Annotated in this window: 11 protein-coding genes; 5 read left to right on the top strand and 6 right to left on the bottom strand. The window is 44.0% G+C overall.

What is annotated here, in order from left to right; translation table 11 throughout:
* Window positions 1-44 precede the first annotated feature (44 nt).
* Window positions 45-1634, bottom strand: a complete 1590-nt coding sequence (locus ACNQO6_RS16235; protein ID WP_199950220.1) for a peptide chain release factor 3 — start codon at window positions 1632-1634, stop codon at window positions 45-47.
* A 410-nt stretch (window positions 1635-2044) separates the two neighbouring features.
* Between ACNQO6_RS16235 and ACNQO6_RS16230 the strand changes: the two genes are divergently transcribed.
* Window positions 2045-2737 carry an alpha/beta fold hydrolase gene (locus ACNQO6_RS16230; protein WP_440209653.1) on the top strand — a complete coding sequence of 231 codons (693 nt, stop codon included), beginning with the start codon at window positions 2045-2047 and terminating at the stop codon, window positions 2735-2737.
* Between the two features lie 16 nt (window positions 2738-2753).
* Here ACNQO6_RS16230 and ACNQO6_RS16225 read toward each other — a convergent pair whose 3' ends face one another.
* Window positions 2754-4163, bottom strand: a complete 1410-nt coding sequence (locus ACNQO6_RS16225; protein ID WP_440209652.1) for a methylenetetrahydrofolate reductase C-terminal domain-containing protein — start codon at window positions 4161-4163, stop codon at window positions 2754-2756.
* 385 nt (window positions 4164-4548) lie between these two features.
* Between ACNQO6_RS16225 and ACNQO6_RS16220 the strand changes: the two genes are divergently transcribed.
* The 4 genes from ACNQO6_RS16220 to ACNQO6_RS16205 all read left to right on the top strand — a co-directional run bounded on the left by ACNQO6_RS16220 (window position 4549) and on the right by ACNQO6_RS16205 (window position 7835).
* On the top strand, window positions 4549-5517 hold the full coding sequence (locus ACNQO6_RS16220) for a DUF1852 domain-containing protein (protein ID WP_440209651.1): 969 nt from the start codon (window positions 4549-4551) through the stop codon (window positions 5515-5517).
* A 36-nt stretch (window positions 5518-5553) separates the two neighbouring features.
* The gene (locus tag ACNQO6_RS16215) at window positions 5554-6582 is read left to right on the top strand and encodes a methionine synthase (RefSeq protein ID WP_440209650.1); all 1029 of its coding nucleotides are present in this window, start codon (window positions 5554-5556) and stop codon (window positions 6580-6582) included.
* A gap of 87 nt (window positions 6583-6669) precedes the next feature.
* On the top strand, window positions 6670-7161 hold the full coding sequence (locus ACNQO6_RS16210; RefSeq protein WP_440209697.1) for a flavin reductase: 492 nt from the start codon (window positions 6670-6672) through the stop codon (window positions 7159-7161).
* Window positions 7162-7448: 287 nt separating this feature from the next.
* The gene (locus tag ACNQO6_RS16205) at window positions 7449-7835 is read left to right on the top strand and encodes a carboxymuconolactone decarboxylase family protein (protein WP_440209649.1); all 387 of its coding nucleotides are present in this window, start codon (window positions 7449-7451) and stop codon (window positions 7833-7835) included.
* A 59-nt stretch (window positions 7836-7894) separates the two neighbouring features.
* Here ACNQO6_RS16205 and ACNQO6_RS16200 read toward each other — a convergent pair whose 3' ends face one another.
* The 4 genes from ACNQO6_RS16200 to ACNQO6_RS16185 form a co-directional block, all read right to left on the bottom strand.
* Window positions 7895-8779 (bottom strand): LysR family transcriptional regulator, encoded by an 885-nt coding sequence (locus ACNQO6_RS16200; protein ID WP_440209648.1) that lies wholly within the window; start codon window positions 8777-8779, stop codon window positions 7895-7897.
* Between the two features lie 20 nt (window positions 8780-8799).
* Window positions 8800-9531: a helix-turn-helix domain-containing protein gene (locus ACNQO6_RS16195; RefSeq protein WP_343580809.1), complete on the bottom strand. Its 732-nt coding sequence runs from the start codon at window positions 9529-9531 to the stop codon at window positions 8800-8802.
* 271 nt (window positions 9532-9802) lie between these two features.
* Entirely contained in the window at window positions 9803-10603 is an 801-nt protein-coding gene (gene tpgA, locus ACNQO6_RS16190; protein WP_440209647.1) for a trimeric autotransporter adhesin/peptidogylcan-associated protein TpgA, read from the bottom strand.
* A 71-nt stretch (window positions 10604-10674) separates the two neighbouring features.
* A partial coding sequence (locus tag ACNQO6_RS16185; RefSeq protein ID WP_440209646.1) for a YadA-like family protein occupies window positions 10675-15590 on the bottom strand: 4916 nt, incomplete at its 5' end.

Here is a 15590-nt window from a genome sequence, read left to right as displayed (position 1 = left end):
TTCAATTAAAAACAGCCTCTAATTAGAAGCTGTTTTTATACAGTTTAGTGTTCTCGTGTGTTACGGAACTGGATATCCGGCCAGCGTTCTTGCATCAATTGCAAGTTAACACGGCTTGGTGCCAGATAAGTTAAGTGACCACCACCATCAACCGAAAGCTGATCATGCGCCTTTTTCTTAAACTCATTCAGGATTTTTTCATCATCACAGTGAATCCAGCGTACCGTATGAACACTCACCGGCTCATAAATACAGTCCACCTTATATTCTTCTTTTAAGCGATAGGCCACCACATCAAACTGTAACACACCGACTGCACCGACAATCAGGTCATTACTGATTTGTGGCATGAACACCTGTGTTGCACCTTCTTCAGATAACTCTTTCAAACCTTTTTGCAATTGCTTCGATTTCAAAGGATCTTTCAAGCGTACACGGCGGAACATTTCCGGTGCGAAGTGTGGAATACCGGTAAAGTGCAAGCTTTCACCACTGGTAAAGGTATCACCAATCTGGATAGTACCGTGGTTGTGCAAACCAATGATATCCCCCGGCCAAGCTTCTTCCAGATGCTCACGCTCACCCGCAAGAAAGGTCAATGCATCACTGATACGCACGTCTTTACCGATACGTACATGATTCATTTTCAGGCCTTTTTCATATTTACCTGAGCAAATACGCATGAAGGCAATCCGGTCACGGTGTTTCGGATCCATGTTGGCCTGAATCTTAAACACGAAGCCAGTGAAACCTTCTTCTTTGGCTTCAACCATACGTTCTTGAGTTGGATGTGCTTTCGGTTCTGGTGCCCAGTTAATAAAGGTATCCAGAACATGGTCCACGGCAAAGTTACCCAATGCCGTACCAAACAGAACAGGAGTTTGCTTGCCTTGCAAGAATAATTCACGGTCCAGTGGTTCATTGGCCATCTGCACCAGCTCAAGGGATTCTTCAAAAGAAGCCCATGCCAACTCACCCACTTTTTCACGGATATCCGGATGATCATAACCATCACGAACATCGATATCGGTAATGGTTGAACCAAAACCAGCTTTATAAACATAAAGCTTGTCTTCAAGCAGGTTATAGACACCCGCAAAGTCACGTCCCATCCCCAAAGGCCAGGTGATCGGTACGCAACGGATGTTCAGGACACTTTCAATTTCATCCAGCAATTCTAATGGTTCACGGATTTCACGGTCCATTTTGTTGACGAATGAAATGATTGGCGTGTCGCGCATACGACACACTTCCATCAATTTAATGGTCCGTTCTTCGACACCTTTGGCGCCATCGATCACCATGAGTGCCGAGTCAACCGCCGTCAAGGTACGATAGGTATCTTCCGAGAAGTCTTCATGTCCCGGTGTATCCAGCAGGTTGATGGTGTGCTTTTTATAAGGGAATTGCATCACCGAGGTAGTAATCGAAATGCCACGCTCTTTTTCCATTTCCATCCAGTCGGATGTAGCAGAACGGTCAGACTTACGGCTTTTTACCATCCCCGCAACCTGAATGGCCTTACCCCATAACAGCAGTTTCTCTGTCATGGTGGTTTTACCCGCATCGGGGTGGGAAATGATCGCAAATGTGCGTCGTTGGGCAACCTGTGCCGCTAATTCATCTTTAAACATGCTAAAAATCTACAATTTGTGCACCCATATGTATCTGCAAACGATGGCAAGAACAGATGGCGTGCGAAAGAATTTAAAATTGGCGCAATTGTAGCAGATTTCTAAAATATATTTTTCGATTGTTGATATGTCTTAAGTTATCCACATCACAGTTAAAATCCCCCTTATTTATTAACCTTTTATGACAATCTCACTTACAAAAGCTCAGCCCTTGATCCCAATAAACATAAGTATAAAAAACTAAAAATTAAAGTGACCAAAGACGATCATCAACTGGAACTCGAGTAACCCTATACCTAACGCTCTAAGCGGAACATCTAATCAACCCAATCCTGAGCTAACATTCTCCAAGTTGCCCACTCTCCTGATTTAGGTAATACTGAATAAAATGAGTAAGACCTCTCAATCCAATGAATCAAAAAAGCATATCCATCGTGTTCATTCCTGGCTTTATGTTAGATGAATCTCTTTGGGATGAACTTGTTCCACTGCTCCCAGAAACATGGAATATCATGAGAGCAAATTTATTACAGGGTGAGACAATTACTGAAATTGCTCAGAACATTGCAAAAGATGCGCCTAAGGAATTTATACTCGTCGGATTTTCATTAGGCGGTTATATTGCCCGATCTTTAACTGAACAATTTCCAGAGAAAGTTTCTAGCTTAATTCTTATTGCCTCATCTTTACGACCTGACACAGAAGAACAAAAACAACAAAAGCTCACCGCGATTCGACTCAGCACCCAAGAAAAGTTTCATGGTTTGAGTTCAATTTCTATCGCCAAAACCCTCCATCCAGCGGATGTACAAAATAAGCTGCTCATTAAACGCATTCAAAAAATGGGGATCAACCTTGGTTATGAGGCTTTCGTAAGGCAATCTTTATTAAACAGAAAATGTGGAGATATGAATAAAATAAGCTGCCCAACACTCATTATCTCTGCTGCTCAAGATCAACTCCGCTCAAAAGAAGAAGCACTGGAGCTTTCTCATGAAATTCGTGATTCAGAATTAGCAGTAATCGAAAATTCTGGACATATGATCCCCCTTGAGCAGCCTGAACAATTGGCTCAGGTCATTTCAGAATGGATCAACCAATAAGTACCAATGACTCTAATCAGTTTAGGTCTGAATTTCTAAACCAGTTTTTCCATGAACTGGTATAACGGGTTTCAATTGAAATCGCAGGGATCAGTTTACTTCTTAACACCTCGGTTTGATCTATGCTTTTTGCCAATCGGGCTTTGACTGAATGGATACACTCTCGGTCACCAAACTCGCACCGGTCTAAACTTGTCCCGCCACAGGGACCATTGGCAAGCCCTTTGGGACAGGTTTCAGGGCAGATATACAGCGTGTCATCCAGACGGCAGTGCCCACAACTTTCACAGCCCACCAGTGGATGTTTGCTCCAATGTTCCATTTTCAATAAAAGCTGATCAGGCCGAGCTTTATTCCAGAAATTGGCTTTAAAAATAAAACGGCCAATCCCGAGCGCCGCATGAGACGCAAAAAAAAGCTGATGCATTAAATGCATTTGCTTATATTTTAAAATCTGGGCTGGTGGGACAGGTTTTGAAAAAGTGGACAGCTCAGGCTTAAGCTCAAGGCCTGTCTCCATTCTCCACAATTGTTTCCAAGCTTTTTCACAGGCTGCTAAAGACCAGTTTTCATATTGCTTTAAAAACTGTTCCAGTTTTTGTTGTTCTGATTGCTTATGACAAGCCGATAAATGCACCCCAACAAAACCAAGATGTTTACAAATCAGGATCTGCAACGCACAACGCGCGTAGACATTTGCTTCCGCCTGAACAGGATCAGTCTCGTACTCACTCTTCAGGACATGCACAATATGTGCTGGAATCACCAGTCCAGCAACCTGATGTTTCAGCATAAATTGCGCGCGTTTTAAAGTCAGCGGCATGACGCAGGCAATTAAAGGAAATTGTTTATAATGCTGAGAGATAAAGGATTGGCTGTGCTGAAGACAATCCAGATCAAATCCAAGCTGGGTAATCAAAAAGTCTGCGCCCGCTTTGATCTTTTTATGCAGTTTCAGATATTGGGCATCCCGCTCCGCTGTCGTATATTTAAACGGATTAAAAGCCACGCCGATATTAAACACATTCCGTTGTTTCGCCGCCATCACAGCACTTACGGACTCTAAATAACGAGACCGTTGTGCAGGAATGTCCCGTCCAAAATTATGATTCTTCAGTTTATCTCCAGTTAATAAAAGAAGATTGTGATATCCCTGCTGCTCGGCCTGATCGAGAAAGTGTTCAAATTCTTGAATATCCCGACCTTTACCGGAAAAATGCAAAAGTTTTTCAATCTCAGGCGCGTATTTTTGTGCCAACTCTAATGGTGCAAGGTCTTCATCGCTATGCACACGATCAGCCAACGTCATCATGGCGGGATAGCCAGCCAGACTTGGGGGAACTGCGGGCGTATCACGGTTAGAACATAGATATTCCACTAGAATACAGAATTGCTTCTGCTCTAAGCACTGAGAAAATAAAGACATAATGAAAAAATTTAAAAAGGGAGAATTCTGGGCCATAGCGCAGACCTGAAATTATAAGGGATATACCTTGAAAGTAAACCAGAGGATCATTTTACGATTTCTGGGGTCGTGCAATGGCCGTGAGAGCACATAAAACTTGCAAACATGAATTTCACTCACTTTTCAGTGAAACAAAATCATTTTTATTCATGTCATGTTTCAAGTATAAATTACTGCATGCTCTTCACACGAGACAATCTGAGGGTTGATTCTGATGGAACTGCTTCGGCAAACATCAGAACCGACTGAAAATCCGATTGACTGGGAGACTCCAATAAATTGGAACATCCAGAAAGGGCAACACAGAAATAAGGTTTTATCTCAGAATTTAGGGTATCAGATCATCATGAGCAAAGAGTTTACATTTACGATTAAGCGCATTAGTTTCGATGAAAACTATCAGCCCTCAGACAATACGCGGATCACCACTAACTTTGCCAATTTGGCCAGAGGTGAAAGTCGCCAAGAAAATCTGCGCAATACCTTAAAAATGATTAACAACCGTTTTAATAGTCTGGCACATTGGGATAACCCGATAGCAGACCGTTATTCTGTCGAACTTGAAATCATTTCGGTTGATATTGATGTTGAAGGTAAAGGTGAGACCTTCCCGACCATTGAAATCCTGAAAACCAATATTGTAGACCATAAGAATAATCAACGCTTTGACGGTATCGTCGGAAACAATTTTTCCTCGTATGTGCGCGATTATGATTTTAGTGTGTTACTGCTTGAACATAATAAAGACAAGACGCAATTTAGCCTTCCAGAAAACTATGGTGAATTGCACGGGAAAATCTTTAAATCATTCCTGAACTCAAATACCTATAACAGTAACTTCCATAAATCTCCGGTGATTTGCCTGAGCGTTTCCAGCAGCAAGACTTATCATCAAACTGCAAATCAGCATCCAGTGCTGGGCGTAGAATATCAGCAGGATGAATATTCATTAACGGATCAGTATTTCGAAAAAATGGGCTTAAAAGTTCGCTATTTCATGCCGCCAAATAGTGTGGCCCCGTTGGCCTTTTACCATCGCGGTGATCTGCTGGATGATTACACTGACCTGGAACTGATCGGCACGATTAGTACCATGGAAACCTTCCAGAAAATCTACCGCCCAGAGATTTATAACGCGAATTCAGTCGCAGGAAAAACTTACCAGCCAAGCTTGAAGCATCAGGACTATTCATTAACACGTATTGTTTATGACCGGGAAGAGCGCAGCCAGTTGGCGATTAAACAAGGTAAATTTACCGAAGAACAGTTCATCAAGCCTTACCACACGATTCTTCAGCAATGGGCTGCAAACTAATTAATTTATTCACCTAGATAAACAAGATTATTGATTATGAAAATATTATTACCGACTTCAACTGCTGGCAGCTTACCAAAACCGTCTTGGCTGGCGGAACCTGAAAAACTCTGGTCACCTTGGAAGTTGCAAGATGAGCAATTAATTGAAGGCAAACAGGATGCATTGCGTCTGTCCTTACAAGAACAACGCCATGCCGGTATTGATATCGTCAGCGATGGCGAACAGACCCGCCAGCATTTTGTCACCACCTTTATTGAACATCTGGACGGCGTCGATTTTGAAAAACGTGAGACCGTGCGTATCCGTAACCGCTATGATGCAAGTGTGCCATCAGTGGTCGGGGCCGTATCTCGTCAAAAACCGGTGTTTGTGGAAGATGCCAAGTTTTTACGCCAGCAAACCACTCAACCGATCAAATGGGCGCTGCCTGGCCCGATGACCATGATTGATACGCTTTATGATGGTCACTATAAAAGCCGTGAAAAGCTGGCGTGGGAATTCGCTAAAATCCTGAATCAGGAAGCACGAGAACTCGAAGCGGCTGGTGTTGATATTATTCAATTTGATGAGCCTGCATTTAATGTGTTCTTTGATGAAGTGAATGACTGGGGCGTGGCAACTTTAGAGCGTGCACTGGAAGGGCTGAAATGTGAAACCGCGGTCCACATTTGCTACGGTTATGGCATCAAAGCCAATACCGACTGGAAAAAGACACTGGGGTCAGAATGGCGCCAATATGAAGAAGCGTTTCCAAAGCTACAACAATCTAAAATCGACATCATCTCACTCGAATGTCAGAACTCTCGTGTGCCTATGGATCTGATTGAACTGATTCGTGGCAAAAAAGTGATGGTGGGTGCAATTGACGTTGCTACCAATCAGATTGAAACACCTGAACAAGTTGCAGATACCCTGCGTAAAGCGCTTCAGTTCGTGGATGCAGATAAGCTCTATCCTTCGACCAATTGTGGCATGGCACCGTTATCACGTCAGGTGGCCACAGGCAAACTGCATGCTTTAAGTGCGGGTGCCGACATCGTTCGAAGAGAACTCTCCGCTTAATATTTACCCATCTCTTGATAGCTAAAGGGTTACATCAGCTAGCCCTTGGCTTCTTCAACAGATCAGGCTCAATTTGGGAATAAAGTGATGATTGAAGCGACCGACTTTAGAAATGCAATGTCTTTATTAACAAGTGCCGTCAGTGTCATTACCACGGCTGGCTTGTCTGGTCGTTACGGATTCACTGCATCTGCTGTATGTAGTGTGACCGATACACCTCCGACATTACTGGTCTGTATGAATCAGGCATCCAGTTCCCATACACATTTTGTGGAAAATAAAATCCTCAGCGTAAATGTGCTAAGCGCTCAGCATGAACATATTTCTAAAGCATTTTCATCCCGATTAAGTCCGGAAGAAAGATTTACACATGGGCTGTGGACTGAATTAGAAACTGGTGCACCGGTGTTAAAGGATGCACTGGTGAATTTTGATTGTGAGATTGAGCAGGTTCAGGCCGTGGGAACCCATACCATTTTTATTTGCCGCATCGTCGCCATTCAGCAAGGCCAGCATGACCATAGTCTGGTTTATTTTAATCGTGCTTATCATCAGGTCGGACAAACAGAAATCGCTTAAATTACACAATAGTCCATGCTCTATTTTACACGATTCAAAATCTGCTCCAGATATAAATCGCAACAGCTCAAATGATTGGCTTTAGCCTTTGTGGATATCGCTTCACTTATCCACAATTGAGCTACTACGAAAATTAAATCGCTCATCATCTTGTTTGAAAATTTTGTTTATTCAGCTTGAGAACCGTCAGTCCATTGCAATGACTTTAGCTTATGGAATGATTCGGTTAGGATAAAATACGTTTCGCAACCTTACTCCTTCTGTTGCGTGCTTAAAAGAGTAAAAATATGTCACAACAAGATTTTGAAAATGGATTAAAAGTTCGTACCGAAGTCATGGGCGAATCATTTGTAAAACGTGCACAGGACAATACCGTTCCTTTCACTCAACCCTTACAGGACTGGATTAATGAGCATGCCTGGGGATCAACCTGGCAACGTGAAGGCGTATTGCCACGTAAATATCGTTCTCTGGTCACGATCGCATTCCTCACCGCACTGAAAAGTCCAACCGAGTTGAAAGGACATATTCGTGGCGCGTTAAACAATGGCGCCAGTGTCGAGGAAATACAGGAAGTGTTATTACATAGCCTGCCTTATTGCGGCGCACCAGCCACTCAGGAAGCCTTTCGGGCAGCACTTGAAGTCATCAATGACGATCAGAACGCTCAGTAAAACAAGAAAAAAGCCCTTCAAAATAAGGGCTTTTTTCTTGTCAGTTGATCAGGACTAAACTAAAAATAGCGTTTTTTCACAATCTCTAAAAATGAACGGGCTTTTTCATTGTCCATACTTTGAGACTTCACGATGCCGACATTCAAATGCAGCGGAAAATCTTTTAGCTCAATACGTTCCAAGCCATTATTTTTTAAACTAAACTTATCAAAAAAAGGTTTCGGGAAAATTCCCAACCCTTCACCTCTCAGAATACTCTGCAACTGCAGCTCCAGCCCGAAGATTTCCCGGTTAATATAAAATCCCAGATTCCGTTCATATAATAACTTGGCCAGACTTTCCCGGAAGCAGCAACCTTCCGGATGCAAGATCCAGCCTTTTTTACTGCACTTTTCAAAGTTACTGTATTTATAAGCCTGTCCCCTTTTACAGACCACTACAAATTCAAGTGTACCAATTTTAGAAAAGAGTAAATCAGGGGGAATCCTGAGGTTAGACGGAATCATAAAGGTAGCAAGATCAATTTCTTCCTCCTGAATTTGCTGGATCAGACTACGCCCCCAGCCACTTGAGATATCAAGATCTCTGAGTAAATCCGTTTTTTTTGCTTCAAAAACAACGTGCTCCAGTAAATCATCTGCAAGTGTGTGTGGAATTCCAATCTTAATTTGCTTGTTATTGTTTTCTTCTGCCTGATAACCAGAATTTGCAAGAGCCTCTAGTTCCTTTAAAATCAGGCATCCTTTGAAATAAACCTTTTCGCCCAAACTGGTGAGTTGTAACGGTCTCGTTTTACGGTTAAACAATACACCTTTGAGGATGTCTTCCATATTACCAATACGTTTCGTCACCGTCGACTGATTCACACCTAGCTTTTCAGAAGCAATGGTGATCGACTGGTTATCGACAACGTATATAAAGGTTTTTAAATCCCGAATATCCAAATTATCTGCCTCACATTGGGTTATTTAAAATACTTTCTGAACTGACAAGGCGAACATCCTGTCCATCCTTTAAATGCACGTGTAAATGCGCTATGTTCCGTATACCCCAATGTGTAAGCGATATCCGATAAGCTCACATCTTTATCCTGCAATAAAAGTAATGCCTTCTCATGTCTTTTTCTTTTTACCAATAGCTTAAACTCCTCTCCTTCATTTTTTATTTTTTTAGATAAAATTCGCGGTGTTAATTTCATTTTTTTCGCGACTTTTAATAAATAAGGTTCTCCTTCCGATAAAGTATTATTAATCTGCTGATTAACTTTCTCGATAAAATCGATCGATTTTTTATTTTCATATACATATGGATTGGCTGCAAAAAACGCCTCCATACATATTTTATTAAAACTTCTGCAAATGGTCACAGAATCAAAAAAGTAACTCGAACATAATGCATTTTTATAAGCAGGTTCGAGATCAGATTCGAATATACAATGAATATCTTCTGCTTCCAGTCGTTCAACTAAATAGGCCACACCTTTTAAAAACTCTGTTTCAGAAAAGCCCTGATCTAATATTTCACACTTGTAGACCAGGATAATACGAAAGAAATCTAATGATAGATCATCGATAATCGAAAAAAATTTTTCAACATCGAGCAGAAAAAAAACCACTGCATGTTTTAAATCTTTATTTCCGATTTCAATAAGATGTAGTTTTATATTTCTTTCACAATGTAAAAAAGTATGAAACATACCATCTATCTCAGTATTTACTCCCCTATACCCTAACAAAATTCAAGTTGATTTATTTAACACTTTAGAACATTAAAATAACCATTTTAGGAAAAATTTAAGATTTAGTTTATTTTTACTTTTTTTTAGATTCATCTTTTTTATTTTATATATCTATTACTTTACCATTTATTCAAATATACAAATAAAAAAATAAGTGTTTTTCAATCATATAATTTCATTTAAAACAGTGCAGGTGAAAAACACCTGCACTTTGTTCATTCAGACTCACTTACCACTGAATATTGACACGACGGTTCGGTGCCAGACATTCAAGCAACTGGGTATTTCGTGCCTGACCTGAACAGTGTTGATAAACTTCTGTCTCTCCATTCGCCTGTACCTGTATACGGGCGGGATCAACGCCTTGCTGGATCAGCAGTTGGGTCACGGTATTGGCCCGTTGTGAAGAAAGTGCCTGATTATAATTAAATGCTCCCAGACGATCTGTATAACCGGAAATCATCACAGGCTGGTCGGATTTTTTAATTTGCTCCGCCATCTCTGCCATATTGGCAGAACCTGGCTCTATCGCGTTGGCATCTGAACGGTCAAAAGCAAAGAAGACCGCGCCTGATTGCGGGGTTGCTTGCGGTAATGGTGCAGGTAAAGGTGTTGGCACCACATTGTTAGCACCCCACGCCATTAACCCCTGACATTCCTCACCTTTCCACGATAAGCGATTGGCAATGTAGTGCTTGTCAAAGTCAATCCGTAGCTGGCAACGTTTATAGTCCTGAGTATTGGGAACGCGGATATCCAGTACATAGTTCCAGGTCTTGACCGCAAATACACCTTCACTAAAGTGCGGATTACCAAGAATATGACGGAACTGGTCCTTGTTCATACCAGTATCCAGACGGGCCACATCGTTATATTCATAACGCTTGACCAGCTTAAGATAGCTTTTATTCACTTCCGGAAACGTCACGTCCTGAGCTTGGGTTAACTCAACTTCACCCTGTGTTTCTGCCTGAATCGTGAATGCGGTACTTGCAAACACCATCAATGCTAAAGCTTGTATTTTTTTCATGTGTGCCTCTCTTGATTATTGTTGTAATCAGGAGAACCCGCGCGGGGTTCTCCTTGCTCTAGAATGGATGATTAATCAAATACGCCACTCAGACCGACACGGAAACTTGGATCACCCTGAGAAGCAGCCGCCACGCCCGTGGTCAGTGACCAGCGTCCATTGTCAGCAGTTTTACGCAGAGTGACACCGACTGCATTTTCGCCACCATGGTAAGCGGCCCCGACAGCATAGGTATATTTACCCGAAATATAAGGTGCAGTTTCAAGGGCCATGGCAGCAGCAACACCGGCATTGGCAAGTTTTTTAACATCATCAATGCGTTGGTTGGTGTCATAGAAAGCCTGTTGCATCTGGTCGCCAAGGTTGGTAATCCGGTCACCCAATGCTTTATCGGCATTATCCAGCGCTCCTAATGCGTCACCGACATTGTCATGTTTAGTTCCAGCGATCTCATAACTTGGCCCAGTCCAGCCTTTCGACGGATCATAGCTTGCACCGCCGCCAAGCGCTGCGCCTACATCCTGATAAGACTGATGTAACTGGCTACCGTTAATTGCATCTTTCGAATCCTTGGCAATCGCACCATCTGCAACCCCGGTGACTTTCTTGCCACCTGCATTGATACCGCTTGTGGTCATGCTTGGACCCTGCTCGCCCTTCGGTCCAGTGATACTGATGCCGCCACCACTGATACTGGTCTTGCCCTGATCACCAGCAACATTGACCTGATCCGCATCAACCTGTTTGACCTTGATCTTGTCTGCCAGACCCACTTCATAGTCGGTACTACCATCTGTTTTAGTCGTTTTATTGATTGTAAGATTGTTGTCCGTATTGCTTACCGAAGTTTTTGCAGCTTGGGCATCCTGTTTCACAGATTTAATCGCATCATTGATGTTGTTATAGCCTGTGTCACCAATATTGCTGGTAGTGATCGTACCATCTGGATTCACCGTGGTATTACCACCAATCGCACCTGCAACACTATCTGAAACGCCTCTTAACTGCCCGCCATTAACTGCATCTTTCGAGTCTTTGGCCACGGTTCCATCTGCAACGCCCGTGACTTTCTTGTCACCCGCATCAATACCATCTTTGGTGACGCTTGGACCACCATCAATATGTAAACCATCGCCATCTACTTTGGTACCGCCAGCCGTCACACTGTCGACCTTAATATCTTTGGCTAAACCAACTTCATAGTCTCTGCTGCCATCCGGTTTTGTAGTTTCATTCACCGTGATATTGCCATCCTTGTTGCTCACTGTAGATTTTGCTGCCTTCGCAGCATCACCGACCGCGCCAATCGCATCATTGATGTTGTCTTTGCCCGTACCACCAATATCCGGGTTGGTGTATTTGCCTGTGTTTGGATCATATTGAGTATTACCGCCAATAATATTCTTCACACCTTCGCCTTGGGCATGGAGCTGACTACCGTTGATGGCATCGGTTGAATCTGCACTGACAGTTCCTGGCGCAACATTGGTAATTTTCTTATTGCCTGCACTGATACCGGCTTTGGTGACGCTTGGACCACCGCTAATGGTCATGCCATCCGTATTGATCAGGGTATCCCCAGCCGTCACGCTATCCACATTCAGATCACGACTCAGACTGTACTTGATGGTATTACCTTTTTTCGCTACTTGTAGGTTTTCTTCACCATCTGCGGTACCGATATCAACCGTGTCACCTGCCTTGACTGCACCGGCATTAGCACCGTTACTTTGTAAGTTCCAGCCTTTGTCTAACTCGGTGATTGCATCGCCCACATTACTGACGTTATTGCCATTCACCGTGTAGTTCGGCGTAGAGATTGTACCGTCCGGATTGACCGTTGAACCGCCACCCAAAGCATCTGCCACGCTTTGAGCATTATTGGCTAACTGGCTACCGTTAACAGCATCGGTTGAATCCGGATTGACATCACCTGCTGCTACACCACTGATTTTGCCTGTCGACCCATCAATATTGACATCACCGACTTTCACGGTGTTGAACTCGACATCATCAGCCGTCGCCACGGTATAGATAGTTTGTCCATCCGCACCCGTCGCACTTTCCACAGTCATATTTTTGCCAGCTTCAACTTCCGTTTTTGCAGCTGCCGCAGCTTTGCCTATTGAACCAATCGCATCATTGATATTGTTCTGACCTGTCCCGCCAATATCTGGATTGGTGTAAGTTCCAGTGTCTGGATCATATTGAGTATTACCACCAATAATATTCTTCACACCTTCACCTTGGGCATGGAGCTGGCTACCGTTGATGGCATCGGTTGAATCTGCACTAACCGTTCCTGGCGCAACCCCCGTGATTTTGTTATTGCCTGCATTGATACCGGCCTTGGTGACGCTTGGGCCACCGGCAATGGTCATGCCGTCATTGTTGATTACAGTATCTCCCGCAGTCACGCTATCCACTTTCAAGTCACGGTTCAGGCTGTACTTGATGTTGTTGCCATCCTTCGCCACTTGTAGGTTTTCTTCGCCCTCTGCGGTACCGATATCAACCGTATCACCTGCCTTGACTGCACCGGCATTAGCACCGTTACTTTGTAGGTTCCAGCCTTTGTCCAGTTCCGTAATGGCATCACCAACATTGTTCAGACTGTTGCCGTTTACACTGTAGTTCGGTGCAGAGACTGTGCCATCCGGATTGACCGTTGAACCACCACCCAAGGCATCTGCCACACTTTGAGCATTGTTGGCTAACTGACTACCATTCACCGCGTCGGTTGAATCCGGATTGACATCACCTGCTGCTACACCACTGATCTTGCCTGTTGCACCATCAATATTGACATCACCGACTTTCACCGAGTTGAACTCAACATCATCTGCAGTCGCCACCGTATAGATAGTTTGCCCATCTGCACCTGTTTTACTATCCACAGTCATGTTCTTGCCAGCTTCAACTTCGGTTTTTGCAGCTGCTGCCGTCTGATCCAGCTGATCTTTATTCACCGCATCCGTACCGTCAGTACCTGCAGCAACATTGCTGATCTTGTTGCCCGCCACATCGATACCTGATTTGGTCATACTCGGACCGCCAGTAATGGTCATACCGTCGTTATTGATGACCGTATCGCCTGCGGTCACGCTATCGACTTTCAGGTCACGGTTCAGGCTGTACTTGATATTGTTACCTTCTTTCGCAACTTGTAGGTTTTCTTCGCCATCTGCCGTGCCGATATCTACCGTATCACCGGCTTTTACAGCACCACTATTGGCACCGTTAGTTTGCAAGTTCCAGCCTTTGTCCAGCTCGGTAATTGCATCGCCAACATTGCTCAAACTAGTACCATTCACGCTGTAGTTCGGCGCAGAGATTGTACCGTCCGGATTAACCGTTGAACCGCCACCCAAGGCATCTGCCACACTTTGAGCATTATTGGCTAACTGGCTACCGTTAACAGCATCGGTTGAATCCGGATTGACATCACCTGCTGCTACACCACTGATTTTGCCTGTCGATCCATTAATATTGACATCACCGACTTTCACCGAGTTAAACTCAACATCATCTGCAGTCGCCACCGTATAGATGGTTTGTCCATTCGCCCCCGTGGTACTTTCCACGGTCATGTTCTTGCCAGCTTCAACTTCTGTTTTTGCAGCTGTAGCAGCTTTTCCTATTGAACCAATCGCATCATTGATATTGTTCTGACCTGTCCCGCCAATATCTGGATTGGTGTAAGTTCCGGTGTCTGGATCATATTGGGTATTGCCACCAATAATATTCTTCACACCTTCGCCTTGGGCATGGAGTTGACTACCATTAATGGCATCTTTTGAATCTGCACTCACGGTGCCTGGCGCGACATTGGTCACTTTCAGGTCACCTGCATCCATTCCGGTACGACTCACACTTGGCCCCACAGGCTGACCATCCGCATCTGTAAATGCCAGACCTGTGCTATTAAGCAATGTAGTATCACCCTGCGCATTCTTGATGGTGGTACCTGCTGCAGTCTGCGCAGTGCTGTTGCCTTGTGCATCTTTAGTAATGGTGCCGCCTGCAACCATCGAAGTAGTGTTCCCCACAGGATCTTTAACTTCAACACCGGTATTATCCAGACGGGTATTGCCAGCTGTCACACTATCCACTTTCAGGTCACGATTCAGGCTGTATTTAATATCATTGCCTTCTTTCGCCACCTGTAAGTTTTCTTCATCATCTGCGGTGCCAATATCAACGGTATCGCCAGCCTTGACGGCGCCCGCATTGCCCCCGTTAGACTGCAGAGTCCAGCCTTTATCTAGTTCTGCCAGTGCATCACCCACGTTATTGGTGTCGGTACCATTAATGTTATAGGTTGGCTTAGAAACAGTTCCATCAGGATTGACCGTTGAGCCGCCACCCAAGGCATCTGCTGTGCTTTGTGCCGTATTGTGCAACTGGCTACCATTAATCGCTTCAGTTGAATCTGCCGCGACAGTACCATCGGTTACACCCGTGATTTTGCCTGTTGCACCATCAATATTGACATCACCCACTTTCACAGTGTTGAACTCAACATCATCTGCAGTTGCCACAGTATAGATGGTTTGCCCATCTGCCCCAGTGCTACTATCCACCGTTATATTTTTACCCGCTTCAACTTCAGTTTTTGATGCGGCAGTAGAGGTTTTTAACTGATCTACATTCACCGCATCCGTACCGTCAGTACCGGCAGCAACATTGGTCACTTTATTGCCCGCCGCATCAATACCGGATTTGGTTATGCTTGGACCATTGGCAATCGTGACACCATCTGTATTCATCACGGTATCGCCTGCAGTCACGCTATTCACGCTTAGATCTTTCGCCAGTTCAATTGCAACTTTGCCATCTTGAACTTTAGTGCTGATGTTTGGATCTGCACCCACTACATCGACTGCTTCACCCAGTTTTTTCTGTACCGTTGTGCCGTCCTGTGCAGTAATGCCAAAACCCTTATCGGTCAGGTCCTGACTGGCCTGATCCAGTTGGCCTTTATTGA

This window comes from Acinetobacter calcoaceticus (assembly GCF_051947995.1).
Taxonomy (GTDB): Bacteria; Pseudomonadota; Gammaproteobacteria; order Pseudomonadales; family Moraxellaceae; genus Acinetobacter.
This window is presented reverse-complemented; position numbering and strand designations above follow the sequence as displayed.